Below are 18,307 nucleotides of genomic sequence, written 5' to 3'. Positions count from 1 at the left end.
ATGACTGCTGACTATCTGAAGCAGTACGCCGACGCGGGTCTGTACACGATGCAAGGGCGTCTGCTGCCACCGCAGGATGGGCGTTTCCAGTCCTTCCCTCGGGGGCAATGGCGTGAAGAAATCGAACTCACGGCGCAGGCAGGCTTGCGCGGTATCGAGTGGATTTACGATTTGTACGGTGAGGGTGCCAACCCGCTGGAAACACCTGCGGGGCGGGCTGATCTGAAAGAGTGCCTGGCCGGTTACGGCGTGTCTGTTGTTTCTATTTGCGCCGATTACTTCATGGATTGTCCGTTGCTGCGTTGCACCGACGAAGAACTGGCCTCGCGCCTGGAACGACTAGAGTGGCTGATCGGCATTTGCCCGCAATTGGGTATCGGTCGCGTCGTGCTGCCATTCGTGGACAACTCGCGCATCGGCTCACTTGAAGAGCATGCGAAAGTCATCGGTTATCTGCGGCAGGTGCTGCCTTCGGCAGAAGCAAACTCGGTGGAGCTGCACCTGGAAACGGATCTGGCGCCTGAGCCGTTCAAGCAATTGCTGCTGGCCATTGATCATCCGTTGGTCAAGGTCAATTACGATGCCGGCAACAGTGCTTCGCTGGGTTATGCGCCGGCTGACGAATTCGCCGCCTATGGCGAGCGGGTCGGCAGTTTTCACATCAAGGATCGCCGCCAAGGCAGCACCACCGTACCGCTGGGGCAGGGCGACGCCGATTTTGCCAGCTTGCGCGAACAGCTGATCCGCTTCGATTATCAGGGTGACTTCGTCCTCCAGGTCGCGCGTGGCGTGGCCGGTGAAGAACCGGTCTGGTTGCGGGAAATGAGTGAGCTGTCAGCCGAATGGCTGCGCGGTAACCGTCTGGTTTGAAATAGTTGAGGTCATTGTGCGGATTTTATTTTGCGGGTTGGGCGGCATCGGGCAACGGCATTTACGCAACTTGCGTAAGTTGTTGGGGCATTCGCTGGAAGTGCATGCGTATCGGGTTCGCGGTCAACGAATCAAGTTGCAGGACAACCTGACTGTCGAGCAGGGCGCCGATCTGGAAGCCGATTACGGTGTGATCGTTCATCACGACCTCGATAGCGCATTGGCCCAAAATCCTCAAGCGGTGTTCATCTGCAACCCCAACGCCTTGCACGTACCGATTGCCCTGGCTTGTGCCCGAGCCGGCGTGGCGGTGTTCATGGAGAAGCCGCTGGCCAGTGACCTGGAGGGTATTGAAGAGCTGCTGGCGCTGGTCAAGCAGAAGCAATTGCTGTTCTACGTCGGCTACAACTTCCGTTTTCATCCCGGCTTGCAACGGCTCAAGTCGCTTCTGGACGAAGGGCATTTCGGCAATATCATTCGCGTCAGCGCCGAGATCGGTGAATACCTGCCGAACTGGCACAAGTACGAAGACTACCGGCAGATGTATGCCGCCCGGGCCGATCAGGGCGGTGGGGTGATTCTGTCGCAGATCCACGAAATGGACTTGATCTACTGGCTGTTCGGTTTGCCTGACAACATCCTTTGTGTCGGCGGACAACTGAGCAATCTGGAAATCGACGTCGAAGACACTGCAACCTCGCTGATGCAATACCGCGGCGAGCAGGGCAGCTTCCCGATTCATCTGCACCAGGATTTCGTCCAGCGTCCACCGGTCCGCACGTTCAAGATCATTGGCGACGGTGGCAGCGCCGTGATGGACCTGATCAATACGCAGCTGACGGTGTACACCGCCACAGGCGAAGTCGCCGAAAGCTCGAACTTCCCTGATTTTGTACGCAACGAGATGTTCCTGAATCAGGCGCGACACTTCCTGGATTGCCTCCAGGGCAACGCCCGGCCGAAGGTCACCCTGTTTGATGGCCTGCAAAGCTTGCGCCTTGCTCTGGCGGCTCGTGAGTCCTTGAAGAAAGGCGTGCAGATCAATCTGGACGAGGTCACGGTCAATGGCTGATCACAACGCGATGAAGCAACTGTTCGACCTCTCCGGTCGGGTCGCGATCATCACCGGTGGCGGCGGCTTGCTGGGTTATCAGCATGCCGCCGCAATTGCCGGATTGGGGGCAGTGCCCATTCTGCTCGATGTGAGCGAAGAAGGACTGGCACGTAGCCGCAATCGGCTGCTTGAGGAAACGGGCGTCACGGCGCAGACCTTTGTAGCCGACATCACGGACCTCAAGTCGCTGCAATCGGTATGCGATCAGGTCATCGCCGATCATGGCCGGATCGATATTCTGATCAACAATGCCGCACGCAATCCCAAGGTTGAAGACGCCGACGGCAAGAACTTTTCCCGGCTCGAAGACTTCCCCTGGGAACAGTGGCAGCAGGATCTGGACGCGGGGCTGGGCGGCGCGTTCAACTGCGCCAAGGTATTCGGCAAGCAGATGGCCCTGCAAAAGAAGGGTGTGATCATCAACATCGCCTCGGACCTTGGCGTCATTGCGCCCGATCAGCGCCTGTATCGGATTGACGGTCGTGAGGACGATCAGCAGCCGGTCAAACCGGTGACGTACTCGGTGGTCAAGCATGGTTTGATCGGCCTGACCAAATACCTTGCGACGTATTGGTGCGAACAGGGCGTGCGCTGTAATGCGCTGTCGCCGGGCGGCGTCTATGCCGGCCAGGACGATGTGTTTGTCAGCAAGCTGACCAGCCTGATCCCGCTGGGTCGCATGGCCCACGCAGATGAGTATCGCGGTGCAATCGCATTCCTGTGTGCCGATGCCTCTCTCTACATGAATGGCTGCAACCTGGTAATGGACGGCGGCCGCAGCGTTTGGTGATGGCCGGCGTGTGGTGTGTTCTGCTGAAATTTTGAATCTGTTTTTGTTTCGAGGTTGTATTCATGGCTATAGACCGGGTCGCCCAGCATTGTATTTGCTGCGCCAGTACTCATCTCGACAGATCGCCTGCGGTACTGATGCCTTTCGTGGCCAGCCGGGTGTTTGGCCATGAACCTGTCAGCATTACGCCCGAGTGGGGGTTGAGGGATCTGCAGCCAGGCATGGCCTATACGTTGTGCACGTCGCTCCAGTGCCAGGCGTGCGGGGTGCTGTTTCTCGATTACCGTTTCTCTGACCGGGAAATGATGCAGCTGTATCACGGTTACCGTGATGAGGCCTATACACTTGAGCGCGAGCGTTTCGAACCCGGGTATGCCGCTGCAAACCAGCATTATCAGGGGCGGGCCGATTACGTTCGCGACGTCGAAGCCTGGCTTGAGCCACGAGTGACGTCTAACCCCCGGGTCCTTGATTGGGGGGGAGACAGCGGGATTAATTCGCCGTTTCTAGGTCGAAGCAGTCGGACCCACATATTCGATATCTCTTCGGTGGAAACGGTCGACGGTGCACAAGCGGTTGATCGCGCTGCGATAAAAACCAATAGCTATGACCTGGTGGTATGCAGTCAGGTACTGGAACACGTATCGGATCCCCATGAACTGCTGGTGCAAATCGCCGAGTGCCTGGACGACGACACGTTGTTGTACCTCGAAGTCCCGCGCGAAGCGTTGATGCGCGAGCATCCTGATCGCAAGGACCTGGCCGGGCTCAAGCGGCACTGGCACGAACATATCAATTTCTATACCGAAGAATCGCTCAGGGCGCTGGTCTTACGCGCGGGGCTGCTGGTGCAGGAATGCATGACGCTGGACATTGATTTGGGCTGGCGCAAAAGCAGTATTTTTGGATTGACCGCACGGCGCGCCCGATCATGAGAGTGACATTAGCGTCACAGGTCGTGGCCGACGATGTGCAGCGTGTTATCCGGCATCTGCACGGTTACGAAGAACTCGCCGGCAAACATTTGCTGATCACCGGCAGCACCGGTTTTTTTGGCAAGTGGCTGCTCGCGCTGCTGGCACTGTTGAACAGAAACGGCGCTGCTATAAGCGTGACCGCGATGTCCCGTTCTCCGGAGACGTTCCTGGCTCAATATCCCGAGTATCGCAACACGGGATGGATCAACTGGTTGAAGGGCGATGTGCAATCGCCGATCAATCTGCAGGCAGGGCGTCCGGTCGATCTCGTTCTGCATGCGGCCACCGACACGCTGGCCGGCGCCCACGCGAATCCGCTGAGCATCTTCGATACGATTTTGAATGGCGCGCGCAATGTGCTGGACATTGCCGTGCGCACGGGCGCCAGGCGCGTACTGTTTACCGGTACGGGCGCGCAATATGGACCGCTTCAGTACGGTCAGCCAGTGCTTGAGGCCAGTGCGTCGGCCTGCAACAGCACACTGGCGAGCAGCGCCTATGCAGAGGCCAAGCGTGCGCAGGAAACCCTCGCCGCGCTGTATGCCGAGCGCTATGGCATGGAAGTGGTTTTGACCCGCTGCTTCGCTTTCTCAGGACCGGGGATCGCCCTGGATGCCCACTTTGCTATCGGCAATTTCGTCCGGGACGCGCTGTGGAATGACGAGCTGGTGTTGCAATCGAGCGGGCAAGCCGTGCGCAGTTACCTGCACGGTGCCGATCTGGCTGTCTGGTTGTTGACGCTGCTGGTTCGCGGCGAAGCAGGGCAGGCTTATAACGTCGGCTCGGACAAGGCATTGAGCATTGCCGAGCTGGCCCACACCGTGATGGCCCGGACCGCTCCGGAAAAATCCGTCAGGGTGCTCGGGCAAAACGGCGACCCCAGGACCCAATCCTATTACGTTCCCGACATCCGCAAGGCCCGCGATCTGGGGCTGGATGACTGGACTTCGCTAGACGAGTCCATCGACAGCATGGTGCGTTGGGTCTGCGAGCACCAGCGTTGCGCCCACTAATCAATTGGCAGGCCTATACATTTCAGATTTCGTCAGGAGTGCAGCAGTGACGCGTTCATTATTTTCCAAGCGGCCTAGCCCTTATTACCTGCTTGCCCCGGACTTCCGGCGTAATTCTGCCGGTATTCGTGTGATGCACATGCTGTGCGATGCATTGATGCGCTCCGGGTATGAAGCTTACGTCACAGCCAATGTCCTGAGCCCTGGTTTGATGACGCCTCGCCTGACCAATGATGTGATCAAGACCCATCAGACTCAGGGCGTGGAACCCATTGTGGTCTATCCCGAAGTCGTGTCAGGCAACCCTTTGGCCGGCAATGTCGTGGCCAGGTACTTGCTGAATCGCCCCGGTTTTCTGTCCCGGGGCGTGACCGCAGAAAGTTTCGGCAAGGATGACCTTATCTTCGCCTACACCAAGGATCTGCAATTACCCGACAGACCGGCCGACCGGGTGATGTTTATGCCGCCGTTCGACCGCAGCATTTTCTGCTTGCCCCAAGACCCCGCAAAACGGGTGCCTGGCAAGGTATGTTACTACCGGGGCCGAAGCGCCCAGTCGCACATCGATCCTGCAATCCTGGGTGATAACCCGATAGAAATAACGCCGCACTTCCCCAACACCTGGGAAGGCCTGGCGGATGTCTTTCAGCAGTGCGAGTATTTTTACTGCGCAGAATCGTCGGCGCTGGCGGGAGAGGCGGCGCTGTGTGGTTGCATCAGTGTCCTGTTGTCCAGCGAATGGGCACCTCAGGTGATCGGCAAGAGTGAAACGCAGGGATTCGGCCTGGCCCACGGCAACGACCCTGAGCAAATTGAAGAGGCACGCCGCACATTGCCGTTGCTGCTCGAGCGGATTGTCCAGCAGGAGCAAGAATTCTGGCCCGCCCTGGACAACTTCATCGACATCACCCAAGCCGCCACCCGCGAGTATCAGGAAGCGCGCAAGGGTGGGGCTGGGACGCTTTGGCTGGCGCCACGTGTGCTGACGAATGTCGAGCGCGGCATCGCCAAGGCTTATTTGCGCGACAAAATGATCCCTGCCCTTGAGTTAGTAGTGTTCGACTTCCTTGGTCAGCCGGACAAGTTGAACAGAACCCTGAACAGTATCAATGCGCTGGACGGCTTGTACGCTTCGATCCAGATCTGTGTGATGGGTGTCGACGTGTCGAAGGTGGCGCCGCAGGTCAATCTTGATGCGGTAAAGATTCCAGCGGTCGATTACATGGAATGCATCAATCACCGACTGTTCGACTCTGGTGCCGAGTGGTTCATGTGTTTGAATGCCGGCGACGAACTGACATCCAGCGGCTTCCTGGTCACCGCGCTGGACCTGACCGGTTCACCCGATTGGCGCGCGGTTTATGCTGACGAAGTCTTGCGCTACAGCGACGGCCATTTAGAGTTGATGCTACGCCCGGACTTCAACCTTGACCTGTTGCTCAGTACGCCAGCCACATTGGCCAAGCACTGGCTGTTCCGTCGCGATGTCTGGCAGGCCATGGGTGGTTTCATCACCGATTGCCCGGACGCCTTCGAACTTGAATACATACTTCGCCTGGTCGAGAACACCGGGCTCGACAGCCTGCGGCACGTCAGTGAGCCGCTGGTGATCAGTGACATGCCATTCCTGCACGACAGCGAGCAGGAACGGGCCGTGATCGAGCATCACCTACGTGTCCGCGGTTTTGAGTCTGCGCAGGTCAACTGCCGGGTGGAGGGGCAATATGAGTTGGACTATGTTCACTCAGGCAGTCCTTTGGTCAGTATTCTGATTCTGATTGACGGGCAACTGACCCACGCCCAGCGTTGCATCGAAAGCCTGTTGGAGCAGACGACTTACAGTGCGTATGAATTGCTGTTGCTCGATCGGGGCAATGACGATCCGTCAGTGTGTGACTGGTTGTCCGGTATCGAGCAATTGGGGGCCGCGCACATTCGGGTACTGCGCTACCCGGCGGCACCTACAGTGCAAGCGATCCGCAATGATGCTGTCAGCGACGCTCAGGGAGAGTTTTTGTTGTTCCTGGATTCCACCATCGGGATCATGGGGCAATACTGGCTGCAACAGTTGTTGAATCAAGGCGTGCGACAGGAAGTGGGTTGCGTCGGGGCAAAGTTGGTGGGCGGCGATGGCAAGGTTCGGCATGCGGGGCTCCTGGCAGGTCTGGGTGGAACTGTCGGAAAAGCCTTTGAGGGCATGCCTTCCGATTCGCCTGGCTACATGCAACGTCTGCAAGTGGATCAGAACTACTCTGCACTGAGCGACCAATGCCTGATGCTGCGTCGGGAGTTGTTCCTTACGGTGGGCGGTTTCGATGAGAAACTGGCGCCTTGGGCGGACGCCGATTTGTGCTTGAAGGTTCAGCAGGCCGGCTACCTGAATGTCTGGACGCCGCGAGTGCAACTGTTGGCCGGTGACGTCGAAAGTCCGATTGCGACAGCGGAGCAGGAAGATCGTCTGTACGAGCGCTGGTTGCCGCAGTTGGCGCGCGACCGTGCCTACAACCCGAATTTCTCTTTGGCGCCAGGCCAGGCGTTCATAGTCGAGGATTCGCTGAAGTCCTGGCATCCACTGTCGAGTCACAAACTCCTGCCTCGCGTGCTCGCGCATCCTGCGGAGCAAACCGGTAACGCTCAACGCATCATCGCGCCTTTCACTGTGTTGCGTGCAGAAGGTCTGATCGAGGGGCTCGTTTCGCCCGAGCTGCTGTCTGTTGTCGATCTGCAGCGTTACGATCCTGATGTGATCGTGCTACAGCAGGTGGCGAGCGACGTGCATCTGCAGGCGATGCGTCGCATGAAAGCGTTCTCCCGTGCATTCAAGGTCTTTGAGCCGGGCGAGTACCTGCCGATCACAGAGGGCAGCCTCGCCATGTTGCACCGGGGCCTGTCGTCAATGGATAGACTGGTGGTGTCGAGCAACGTCATGGCGCAGGCTTTCGAGGGATTCTGCCCGGATATCCGTGTGGTCGAGAGCCGATTGAATCCGATTGAATGGGAAGGTCTTGTCAGCGAACGTCGTTGCTCTGACAAGCCGCGAGTCGGTTGGGCCGGTGGACTGGCAGATGTCGACGAACTGGAAATGATCGGCAACGTGATCAAAGACCTCGCTGGCGATGTGCATTGGGTCGTATTGGGTCCGTGCCCTGAAGCATTACGCCCGTTCGTTCAGGAAGTGCATAACACTGTCAATATCGCTGCTTACCCTGCGAAGCTGGCTTCGCTCAACCTTGATCTGGCGTTGGCCCCACTGGGTGACACGATGCTTAACCGCTGCAAAAGCCATCTGCGACTGCTTGAGTATGGCGTGTGCGGTTTTCCGGTGATTTGCAGCGATCTGCAACCCTATCGGAACGAGTTGAGCGTAACTCGGGTTCAGAATAGTTACGAAGCATGGGTCGAGACGATCAGGGCGCATGTGAGCGATCTGGAGGCGGCTGCGCAATTGGGTAATACCCTGCGAGATCAGGTGCGGTGTGACTGGATGTTGGCCGGCCAGAGCCTTGTGACATGGCGCAATATCTGGCTGCCGAACTGAGTCAAATGCACAGCCAGACGTGAAAAATCGCATTCATGCACTTAACGGCGTGACGCATAGGTCATAAAGTGCATCTTCACTGTATTGTGTTCCTCGGTGCGGGCGATGAGTCTGCCCCGGGAAATCAACCATTTTGATGCGCCCCTGAGCTTTTCGGGGTGAACCTAGTCGCTGTTTATGATCGGGAAGCCATGATGATTGGCATAAAAAGCATAGCGAGTTACGTGCCGGCCGCCGGCGTGGATAACTACGCTCAGGGTGCCAAATTCGCCAAGGATGAAGAGTTCATCCTGGGCAAGATCGGTTCGGCTTTCCTGCCGCGCAAAGGCGCTGAGCAGGAAACATCGGACCTGTGTGTCGAAGCTGTTAATGCATTGTTTGCTAATAATCCCGACCTCAAGCGCGAGTCTATCGATGCGCTGATCGTTGTCACCCAGAATGGTGATGAGGAAGGGCTGCCGCACACGGCTGCCATCGTTCAGGACAAGCTCGGTCTGCCAACGCATGTTGCCGCGTTCGATATTTCCCTGGGTTGCTCGGGTTACGTGTACGGCATCTACGCCATGAAAGGCTTCATGGAAGCCACAGGCTTGAAGAATGGTTTGCTGATCACCGCCGACCCTTATTCGAAGATCGTTGATCCTGAAGATCGCAACACCACCATGCTCTTCGGTGACGCGGCTACTGCGACCTGGATGGCCGAGGATGCGCCCTGGCAGTTGGGCAAGGCCAAGTTTGGTACTGACGGTTCCGGTGCCCCGCACCTGAAAGTCAGTGACGGCGTGTTCTTCATGAACGGTCGTCAGGTGTTCAACTTCGCCTTGTTGAAGGTCCCAGCGCATCTGCATGAGTTGCTGGATGAGTCGGCGTTGCAAGCCAGTGATATCGACGCGTTCTGCATTCACCAGGGCAGTGCGGCGATTGTCGATGCAGTGGCTCGGCGTTTTGAAGGCGAGCCAGAGAAGTTCATCAAGGACATGGTCGAGACCGGCAACACCGTTTCGTCGAGCATTCCTTTATTGCTGGAAAAACACGTGCTGAGTTCAACCTGGAAGCGCGTGGCGATTAGCGGTTTCGGCGTTGGCCTGTCATGGGGCTCGGCGATTCTCTATCGCGGCTGATCTCTAAAAGACTTTCAATAGCGCTACCGGCAGTCCGGTAGCGCTATTTTTTTACCCGGAGCTTTTTTCGGCAGTTTTTTTGACGTCATTTTTTATGCGGCAGGGCCGCTAACCCCTGATTTTGTTGGGGGTGGCAGTCTGCTAGTAATTTTTTTAAAAAAAGCCCTCAAGCAACCCGCCATGACGACGATAACTATTACGAAGGTTCTCTAGGCCACACCCGGCGGTTGCCAGGGCCGGAAGCCGCAGTACCCAACCAACGAGGAATTCGTCATGGCTTTAACCGTAAACACTAACGTCACATCGTTGAACGTTCAGAAAAACCTGAACAAGGCTTCCGACTCTCTGTCGACTTCGATGACTCGCCTGTCTTCCGGTCTGAAAATCAACAGCGCCAAAGACGACGCCGCCGGCCTGCAAATTGCTACCCGCATGACCTCGCAGATCCGTGGTCAGACCATGGCGATCAAAAACGCCAACGACGGTATCTCCATCGCTCAGACCGCTGAAGGCGCGATGCAGGAACAAACCAACATTCTGCAACGTATGCGTGAACTGGCTGTTCAGTCCCGCAACGATAACAACAGCACTACCGACCGTGACGCTCTGAACAAAGAGTTCACCCAAATGTCGGCTGAACTGACCCGTATCGCCAACAGCACCAACCTGAACGGCAAGAACCTGCTCGACGGTACTGCCAGCACCATGACCTTCCAGGTCGGCTCCAACACTGGCACCTCGAACCAGATCACCCTGACTCTGAGCGCCAGCTTCGACGCAAACACCCTGGGTGTTGGCTCGGCAATCACCATCGCCGGTTCGACTTCGGCCGTTTCGGAAACCAACTTCTCGGCTGCCGTTACTGCAATCGACAAGGCTCTGGACACCATCAACGCCAGCCGTGCTGACCTCGGTGCTGCACAAAACCGTCTGACCAGCACCATCTCCAACCTGCAGAACATCAACGAAAACGCCAGTGCTGCACTGGGTCGCGTACAAGATACCGACTTCGCTGCTGAAACTGCACAGCTGACCAAGCAACAAACTCTGCAACAAGCTTCCACCGCAATTCTGGCTCAAGCCAACCAACTGCCATCCGCTGTACTGAAACTGCTTCAGTAATAGCTGGTGAGTTTTTGGCGGGGGAGTGCGCTTGTCGCGCTCTCTCGCTTTTTTGATTCAAAGAGGTGATGGACATGGATATGAGCGTGAAGCTGAACTTGTCTTATCCTGTGGCGAAGCCGGCGACGCCCGTTGCTGATGCCGCTGCGGAAAAGCCTCGAGCCGATGCTGCGCCAGTGGCATTGGTCAAGGATGAGCCCAAGGATGCGGTAAGTGAGCGGGACAAGCTGAAGATGGCCGTTCAAGAAATTGAAAAGTTCGTCCAGTCAGTCAAGCGTAACCTGGAGTTCTCTATCGATGAGCCTTCAGGCAAAGTCATCGTCAAAGTCATTGCCAGCGACTCCGGTGAGGTGATCCGTCAGATCCCCAACGAAGAAGTCCTGAAACTGGCCAATAGCTTGAATGACGCAAGCAGTCTGCTGTTCAGCGCCAAAGTCTGACAGCTGGCATGAAATTTGTTGCTATGTTCTTTTGGGCGTTGTAGTGGTCAAAAGACCGGCGAGACACTGAAGGGAGATCTACATGGCAAGTCCAATTCTACCGGGCACGGGCTTAGGCTCGGGCCTTGATACCGGTGCTATCGTCAAGGCACTGGTCAACGCTGACAAAGCGGCCAAGCAAGGTCAGATCGACCGTGGCACCACGACCAACACCGCGTCCATCTCCGGTGTCGGCACCCTGAAGTCGTTGCTCGCCACGTTCCAGGCGGCCATGAAGACGCTGGGCAATACCACTGAACCTCAGTTCACCGGTTTTGCTGCCACCTCTTCCGATCCCAAGGTCCTCACGGCTACCGCTAACAACTCCGCTGTCGCCGGCATCTACAAGATCAATGTCTCGCAGCTTGCCACGGGTTCGAAAGTCGCCACGGCTGCTTTTGATGGCGGTTCCAAGGCCTCCGTCAATGGCGGTGCTGCAGGCACTCTGGTCATCTCTCAGGGCGTGCCTGGCGGAACAGCCAAAACCTATAACCTTGACGTGCCGGCGGGCTCCACCCTCGAGTCTGTCGCCAAATCCCTGAACGACAAGTACCAGTTCAGTGGCTTCAGCGCCAACGTCGTGACCGATAACTTCGGTTCGAGACTGGTGGTGAGCTCGTCTAACACCGGTGCAGGCACCGATATTTCGCTCAGCGGTGTCGGCCTGGACGTCGATGGTTCCCAGGTGATTCCTGCGATCTCGACGAAGACCTCGGCTGGCTCAGTGGGTGCGCTCGCTGTTGACGCGAAGTTCACAGTGGACGGCCTGTCGGTCAGCAGTCCTACTAACAAGCTGGACAACACTGTCTCGGGCTTGTCGATGACGCTGCTTGCCACGGGCAATTCGCAGGTACTCGTAGCGACCAACACTGATGGCTTGAAAGCCTCGATCCAGAAATTTGTCGATGCTTACAATGCAGTGGCCAACGCGATCAGCTCGCTGACCAAGCCTTCGCTCGATGACGACGGCAACCCGACCATTCCTGCTGCGCTGACTGGCGACGCCATGCCGCGTTCGATCCTGGCGGCAATGCGCGGGCCGCTGTCCGAGGCCGGTACCGGTGACAAGCTCACTGTGCTGTCGCAGTTGGGGATCACTACCGATCAGAAGACCGGTGCGCTGAACTTCGATTCCACCAAGTTCACCTCTGCGATGAACGACAAGAAGCTCGGTGGGGAAGTACAGAATCTTTTCTCGGGTGACAACGGTCTGCTCGCGCGCATGAACAAGGCGATTTCGCCTTACACCGAAACCGGTGGAGTTCTCGATACCCGTTCTACCGCGTTGGCTAAAACCAAGAACAAACTGGCCAACGACCAGCTCGCGCTGGATCGTCGGATCGAATCCCTGACCGCTGTACTGACCAAAAAGTACAACGACATGGATACCTTGGTCGGCAAGCTGAAAGCGACTGCCAGCAACATCACTTCGATGTTTGAAGCGATGACCGCGCAGCAGAAGAACAGCTGATAACCCAGTAACGCCAAAAGCCCGGCAGCGTCGTTCAACGCTCCGGGCTTTTGTGTTTCGCGACTAAAGTTTTTTGACGCGTCGTCGATACATTGTTTATACGAACCACAGATTTTTGATGAGGTACAACATGAATCCAATGTTAGCCCTTCGCCAATACCAGAAGATTGGCGCTCAGGCGCAAACCTCCGAAGCCAGTCCTCACCGTCTCGTACAGATGCTGATGGAGGGTGGTCTCGACCGTATTGCTCAAGCCAAAGGCGCCCTGGAGCGCAAGGATATTCCCAATCGGGGCATCTTCATCGGCAAAGCCATTGGCATTATCGGTGGTTTGCGTGAAGGGCTCGATCTTGAGAACTCCCTTGAGAGCGTAGGTGAGCTGGATAACCTCTACACCTACATGATGAAGCGCCTCACCGAGGCCAATGTCAGCGCCGATCCAAAGATTCTCGACGAAGTCGCCGATCTGCTTCGCACCGTCAAAGACGGCTGGGACGCTATCGCCGCGCCGGGTCCGCAGTTTTAAGGAGATCACCATGAGTCTTGTATTGCAGCGAATCGAACAAACCCGTGAAGGCCTCGTTGGTGCTTTGGCCGAGCGAAACTGGGAAGCCATTGGTGAGTTGGACCTGGCTTGCCGTTCCTGCATGGAAGACGTCTTGAGTGAAGCTTCGGTGGACGAGGCTGCGTTGCGCGATAACCTTGAGGAGTTGTTGGGGGTGTATAAACAGCTTCTTGAGGCGGCTACGGGGGAGCGGCAAGCGATAGTTGATGAGATGTCGCAGATCCACCAAGCACAGAGCGCGGCAAAGGTTTACCATCTGTTCGGTTAAAAACCCCGGTTAATCCAAACATAGTGCGCCATAAATTTGACTGTGCACGGTTTTTTGACTTAACTAGTGGCTGCTACCAGATTTCAGGCGTCTACAGGCATAACGTGTCTGCAAGCGTCTAGCTTGCCCCCTCATTTTGGGCATTGAGTTGACTAGGGAAGTTGCTATTGCATGTGGCGTGAAACCAAAATTCTGCTGATTGATGACGATAGCGTCCGCCGCCGCGACCTGGCGGTGATTTTAAATTTTCTTGGCGAAGAAAATTTACCCTGCGGTAGCCATGACTGGCAGCAGGCTGTCGGCTCATTGTCATCAAGTCGTGAAGTAATCTGTGTCCTCATCGGGACGGTCAATGCTCCTGGTGCACTTGTGGGCTTGCTAAAGACACTCTCAACCTGGGATGAGTTCCTTCCGGTTTTGTTAATGGGCGATAATTCTTCCGTTGACTTGCCTGAAGACCAGCGTCGCCGAGTGCTTTCGACCCTCGAAATGCCACCCAGCTACAGCAAATTGCTCGACTCCCTGCACCGTGCCCAGGTCTATCGCGAGATGTACGACCAGGCCCGCGAGCGCGGCCGTCACCGTGAGCCCAATCTTTTCCGCAGTCTTGTCGGCACCAGTCGGGCGATTCAACACGTCCGTCAGATGATGCAGCAAGTCGCCGACACCGACGCCAGTGTGCTGATCCTCGGTGAGTCCGGGACCGGCAAGGAAGTGGTCGCGCGTAACCTGCACTATCACTCCAAGCGTCGTGACGCGCCGTTCGTGCCGGTCAACTGCGGGGCGATCCCGGCCGAATTGCTGGAAAGCGAACTGTTTGGCCACGAGAAGGGTGCCTTCACCGGGGCAATCACCAGCCGCGCCGGGCGTTTTGAGCTGGCCAATGGCGGCACGCTGTTCCTCGATGAAATCGGCGACATGCCGCTGCCGATGCAGGTCAAGTTGCTGCGCGTATTGCAGGAGCGCACCTTCGAGCGCGTGGGCAGCAACAAGACCCAGAGCGTCGATGTGAGGATCATCGCGGCAACCCACAAGAATCTCGAAAGCATGATCGAGGTCGGCAGCTTCCGCGAAGACTTGTACTACCGCCTGAACGTGTTCCCGATCGAAATGGCGCCTCTGCGCGAGCGTGTCGAAGACATTCCGCTGCTGATGAACGAGTTGATCTCGCGCATGGAGCACGAGAAGCGTGGTTCGATCCGTTTCAACTCGGCAGCGATCATGTCGCTGTGCCGTCACGGCTGGCCGGGCAACGTCCGAGAACTCGCCAACCTGGTGGAGCGCATGGCGATCATGCATCCGTATGGGGTGATCGGCGTGGTCGAGTTGCCGAAGAAATTCCGCTATGTCGACGACGAAGATGAGCAACTGGTCGACAGCTTTCGCAGCGATCTTGAAGAGCGCGTGGCCATCAACGGTCATACTCCGGACTTCTCTGCAGGCGCCATGCTGCCGCCGGAAGGTCTGGACCTGAAGGACTACCTCGGTGGTCTGGAACAAGGGCTGATTCAGCAGGCGCTGGATGATGCCAATGGCATCGTGGCGCGCGCGGCAGAGCGACTGCGTATTCGTCGCACCACACTGGTGGAAAAGATGCGCAAGTACGGTATGAGCCGTCGTGACGGTGATGAGCAGGCGGATGATTGACGCCTGTTTTTCAAGTCCTTCATTTATAGGCGGTTTTTTTTAGGCACGGGTATTGCTACATCCCTCGCAACGTTCCGTTTAACTGACGGTCAGCCAAGCGAGAGAGCCCGATGCCCCAAGCCGCCCAGATGTCTCCTGTCCCAGACGCTTCGGGACAACCGTCGTCCGTAGAGCAGGCGAGCCGGCTTGGCCTTGAGCAGGCGTTTTCACTGTTCAGCCAGATGTCGAGCCAATTGACCGATTCCTACAGCATGCTCGAAGCCCGGGTCACCGAGCTCAAGGGTGAGCTGGCGGTGGTCAGTGCCCAGCGCATGCAGGAGCTGGCGGAAAAAGAACGCCTGGCCAATCGCCTGCAAAACCTCCTCGATCTGTTGCCCGGTGGCGTCATTGTCATCGACGCCCAGGGCATCGTGCGCGAAGCCAACCCCGCTGCCTGCGAGCTGCTCGGTCTGCCCCTTGAAGGCGAACTGTGGCGTCATGTCATTGCCCGCTGCTTTGCGCCCCGTGAAGACGACGGTCACGAAATCTCGCTCAAGGACGGTCGGCGTTTGTCGATCTCCACTCGCTCGCTGGATGCCGAGCCCGGGCAGTTGGTGTTGCTCAACGACTTGACTGAAACCCGTCATCTGCAAGATCAGCTGGCCCGCCACGAACGTCTGTCGTCGCTCGGTCGCATGGTCGCGTCCTTGGCTCATCAGATTCGTACTCCCTTGTCCGCCGCCTTGCTCTACGCCAGTCATCTGACTGAGCAGGCGTTGCCGGTCGAGACCCAGCAACGTTTTGCCGGGCGCCTGAAAGAGCGCTTGCACGAACTGGAACATCAAGTTCGCGACATGCTGGTGTTTGCACGCGGCGAGCTACCGCTGACCGATCGCGTCACGCCTAATATGCTGATGCAGTCGCTACAGGCGGCCGCATTGACCCATGTCCAGGATCTGCCGATTCGCTGGCAATGCGACAGTCATTCGGGCGAGTTGCTGTGCAATCGCGACACGCTGGTCGGGGCGATCCTGAACCTGATCGAGAACGCCATCCAGGCCAGCGCCGGCGATGTGCGTTTGAAAGTCCATTTCTATACCCGTGACAACAACCTGCGTGTCGCCGTCAGCGATAGCGGTAGTGGCATCGATACGAAGGTGCTGGCGCGTCTGGGTGAACCCTTCTTTACCACTAAAACCACCGGAACCGGCCTCGGCCTGACCGTGGTCAAGGCAGTGACGCGCGCTCATCAAGGACAATTGCAGCTGCACTCGCGGCTCGGTCGCGGCACGTGTGCGCAGGTGATCCTGCCACTTTTTTCGGGTGAAAAGCCCAGCGCTCAGGGCGCGGAGTGAAGGACATGGCAATCAAGGTTTTACTGGTCGAGGATGACCGCGCGCTACGCGAAGCACTGGCCGATACGCTGTTGCTCGCCGGTCACGATTTCAAAGCTGTCGGCTCGGCGGAAGAGGCGCTGGTAGCGGTTGGTGCCGAGGCGTTCAACCTGGTGCTGAGCGACGTCAACATGCCGGGCATGGACGGCCATCAACTGCTCGGATTGCTGCGCACTCGTCAGCCGCAGCTGCCGGTGTTGCTGATGACCGCTCACGGTGCTGTCGAGCGGGCGGTCGATGCGATGCGTCAGGGCGCAGCGGATTACCTGGTCAAGCCATTCGAGCCCAAAGCCTTGCTCGATCTGGTGGCGCGACATGCGCTGGGCTGTCTCGGTGCGACCGAGGGCGAGGGGCCTGTAGCGTTCGAGCCGGCCAGTGCGCAATTGCTGGAATTGGCCGCACGGGTGGCGCGCAGTGATTCCACGGTGTTGATTTCCGGTGAGTCCGGGACCGGCAAGGAAGTGCTGGCGCGTTACATCCATCAGCACTCTCGCCGCGCCAGTCAGCCGTTCATTGCGATCAACTGTGCAGCGATCCCGGACAACATGCTCGAAGCCACCTTGTTCGGTCACGAAAAGGGTTCGTTCACTGGCGCCATCGCAGCGCAGGCCGGCAAGTTCGAGCAGGCGGATGGCGGCACGATCCTGCTCGATGAAATCTCCGAAATGCCCCTGGGTCTGCAGGCCAAGTTGCTGCGGGTATTGCAGGAGCGCGAAGTCGAACGAGTCGGCGCACGTAAGCCGATCACGCTGGACATTCGAGTGGTCGCCACCACCAACCGAGACCTGGCCGGTGAAGTGGCTGCGGGGCGTTTTCGGGAAGACCTTTACTATCGCCTGTCGGTTTTCCCACTGGCCTGGCGTCCGTTGCGTGAACGAACCGCCGACATCCTGCCATTGGCCGAGCGCCTTCTGGCCAAGTACGTCAATAAAATGAAGCATGCCGCGGCAAAGCTGTCGCCCGAGGCCGAGGCGTGCCTGATCGGTTATCCATGGCCGGGGAATGTGCGTGAGCTGGACAACGCGATTCAGCGGGCGCTAATCCTGCAGCAGGGCGGATTGATTCAGCCTGAGGATTTCTGTCTGGCCGGGCCTGTGGCGTGCGCGCCGTTGCCGACATTGGCGCCCATGCCTGTGCGCGCAGTCGAAGTCGACGCCGAATCGGCGGGCGCCCTCGGCGATGACCTGCGGCGCCGTGAATTCCAGATGATCATCGACACCTTGCGCGCTGAGCGCGGCCGCCGCAAAGAGGCCGCCGAGCGCTTGGGCATCAGCCCGCGCACCCTGCGCTACAAGCTGGCGCAAATGCGCGACGCCGGAATGGACGTGGAAGCGTACCTGTTCGCCACCTGATCCGATTTGGGTAGCAGCTGGCGAAGCCTGCGTCCGGCTGCGCAGCAGTCGTGAAATCATCCCGCGCGGTGTTTCAGAAAGACCGCGTGTTCAGGTTTACGACTGCTGCGCAGCCGGACGCAGGCTTCGCCAGCTGCTACAGATTGCATGACGACTTGAAAAGTCTGGGCTTTTGTTTGGAGCAGCCGCGGAGCTGGCACCCTTGTTGCTAACACCTCACTACCCGCCGAGTGAGTGTCAAAAAATTGCGGGTCGCCAGAGAGAGTAGACCATGAGCCAAGGTATTGAATTTAATCGATTGATGTTGGACATGCGGTCCATGCAAATGGATGCCATGTCTGCGTCGAAATCGACTGCCGCTGTTCCTCAAATGAGTGGCAGCAGCTTTTCCGACATGCTCGGTCAGGCCGTCAATAAAGTGAACGACACCCAACAGGCGTCCAGTCAGTTGGCCAGTGCCTTTGAGATCGGCAAGAGCGGCGTCGACCTGACGGACGTGATGATCTCCTCGCAGAAGGCCAGTGTGTCTTTTCAAGCGTTGACCCAAGTACGCAACAAGCTGGTTCAGGCATACCAAGACATCATGCAGATGCCGGTTTAAGGACGA

16 protein-coding genes are annotated in these 18,307 nt (G+C 57.6%); all 16 read left to right on the top strand.

All coding sequences use genetic code 11. The annotated features are described in order from the left end of the window. The 16 genes from ACQ4OB_RS21420 to fliE all read left to right on the top strand — a co-directional run bounded on the left by ACQ4OB_RS21420 (window position 1) and on the right by fliE (window position 18,301). Window positions 1–870, top strand: a complete 870-nt coding sequence (locus tag ACQ4OB_RS21420) for a sugar phosphate isomerase/epimerase family protein (protein WP_102615909.1) — start codon at window positions 1–3, stop codon at window positions 868–870. 16 nt (window positions 871–886) lie between these two features. Then, window positions 887–1,942, top strand: coding sequence for a Gfo/Idh/MocA family protein (locus ACQ4OB_RS21415; protein ID WP_158242623.1), 1,056 nt, complete (start codon window positions 887–889; stop codon window positions 1,940–1,942). Beyond that, window positions 1,935–2,774, top strand: a complete 840-nt coding sequence (locus ACQ4OB_RS21410) for an SDR family oxidoreductase (RefSeq protein WP_102615907.1) — start codon at window positions 1,935–1,937, stop codon at window positions 2,772–2,774. The genes ACQ4OB_RS21415 and ACQ4OB_RS21410 overlap by 8 nt, the downstream gene beginning before the upstream one ends. Before the next feature lie 137 nt (window positions 2,775–2,911). Beyond that, window positions 2,912–3,709: a class I SAM-dependent methyltransferase gene (locus ACQ4OB_RS21405; protein ID WP_256581190.1), complete on the top strand. Its 798-nt coding sequence runs from the start codon at window positions 2,912–2,914 to the stop codon at window positions 3,707–3,709. Next, the gene (locus ACQ4OB_RS21400) at window positions 3,706–4,764 is read left to right on the top strand and encodes an NAD-dependent epimerase/dehydratase family protein (protein ID WP_102615905.1); all 1,059 of its coding nucleotides are present in this window, start codon (window positions 3,706–3,708) and stop codon (window positions 4,762–4,764) included. Before ACQ4OB_RS21405 ends, ACQ4OB_RS21400 begins: the two co-directional genes overlap by 4 nt. Window positions 4,765–4,810: 46 nt before the next feature. Further along, entirely contained in the window at window positions 4,811–8,302 is a 3,492-nt protein-coding gene (locus tag ACQ4OB_RS21395) for a glycosyltransferase (protein ID WP_430956395.1), read from the top strand. 194 nt (window positions 8,303–8,496) lie between these two features. After that, window positions 8,497–9,423 (top strand): ketoacyl-ACP synthase III, encoded by a 927-nt coding sequence (locus ACQ4OB_RS21390; protein ID WP_102615903.1) that lies wholly within the window; start codon window positions 8,497–8,499, stop codon window positions 9,421–9,423. A gap of 273 nt (window positions 9,424–9,696) precedes the next feature. Continuing rightward, entirely contained in the window at window positions 9,697–10,545 is an 849-nt protein-coding gene (locus tag ACQ4OB_RS21385; RefSeq protein ID WP_102615902.1) for a flagellin domain-containing protein, read from the top strand. A 74-nt stretch (window positions 10,546–10,619) separates the two neighbouring features. Then, window positions 10,620–10,985 carry a flagellar protein FlaG gene (locus ACQ4OB_RS21380; protein ID WP_102615901.1) on the top strand — a complete coding sequence of 122 codons (366 nt, stop codon included), beginning with the start codon at window positions 10,620–10,622 and terminating at the stop codon, window positions 10,983–10,985. 82 nt (window positions 10,986–11,067) lie between these two features. Continuing rightward, window positions 11,068–12,495, top strand: a complete 1,428-nt coding sequence (gene fliD, locus ACQ4OB_RS21375; protein ID WP_102615900.1) for a flagellar filament capping protein FliD — start codon at window positions 11,068–11,070, stop codon at window positions 12,493–12,495. Window positions 12,496–12,625: 130 nt separating this feature from the next. Then, window positions 12,626–13,021, top strand: a complete 396-nt coding sequence (fliS, locus tag ACQ4OB_RS21370; protein WP_102615899.1) for a flagellar export chaperone FliS — start codon at window positions 12,626–12,628, stop codon at window positions 13,019–13,021. Between the two features lie 10 nt (window positions 13,022–13,031). After that, complete coding sequence (locus ACQ4OB_RS21365; RefSeq protein ID WP_008151048.1) at window positions 13,032–13,328, top strand: hypothetical protein; 297 nt, start codon at window positions 13,032–13,034, stop codon at window positions 13,326–13,328. 171 nt (window positions 13,329–13,499) lie between these two features. Beyond that, window positions 13,500–14,975 carry a sigma-54 dependent transcriptional regulator gene (locus tag ACQ4OB_RS21360; protein ID WP_074874537.1) on the top strand — a complete coding sequence of 492 codons (1,476 nt, stop codon included), beginning with the start codon at window positions 13,500–13,502 and terminating at the stop codon, window positions 14,973–14,975. Window positions 14,976–15,103: 128 nt separating this feature from the next. Then, entirely contained in the window at window positions 15,104–16,309 is a 1,206-nt protein-coding gene (locus tag ACQ4OB_RS21355; RefSeq protein WP_430956394.1) for a sensor histidine kinase, read from the top strand. Between the two features lie 5 nt (window positions 16,310–16,314). Beyond that, on the top strand, window positions 16,315–17,700 hold the full coding sequence (locus ACQ4OB_RS21350; protein ID WP_430956393.1) for a sigma-54-dependent transcriptional regulator: 1,386 nt from the start codon (window positions 16,315–16,317) through the stop codon (window positions 17,698–17,700). Window positions 17,701–17,971: 271 nt separating this feature from the next. Then, complete coding sequence (gene fliE / locus ACQ4OB_RS21345; protein ID WP_074874543.1) at window positions 17,972–18,301, top strand: flagellar hook-basal body complex protein FliE; 330 nt, start codon at window positions 17,972–17,974, stop codon at window positions 18,299–18,301. The last annotated feature ends 6 nt before the right edge of the window (window positions 18,302–18,307 follow it).

The sequence above is a fragment of the Pseudomonas sp. ES4 genome, from assembly GCF_050586665.1.
In the GTDB taxonomy this organism is placed as follows: Bacteria; Pseudomonadota; Gammaproteobacteria; order Pseudomonadales; family Pseudomonadaceae; genus Aquipseudomonas; species Aquipseudomonas frederiksbergensis.
Note: the sequence above shows the minus strand (reverse complement) of the source record. Positions and strands in the feature narration are given on the sequence as shown.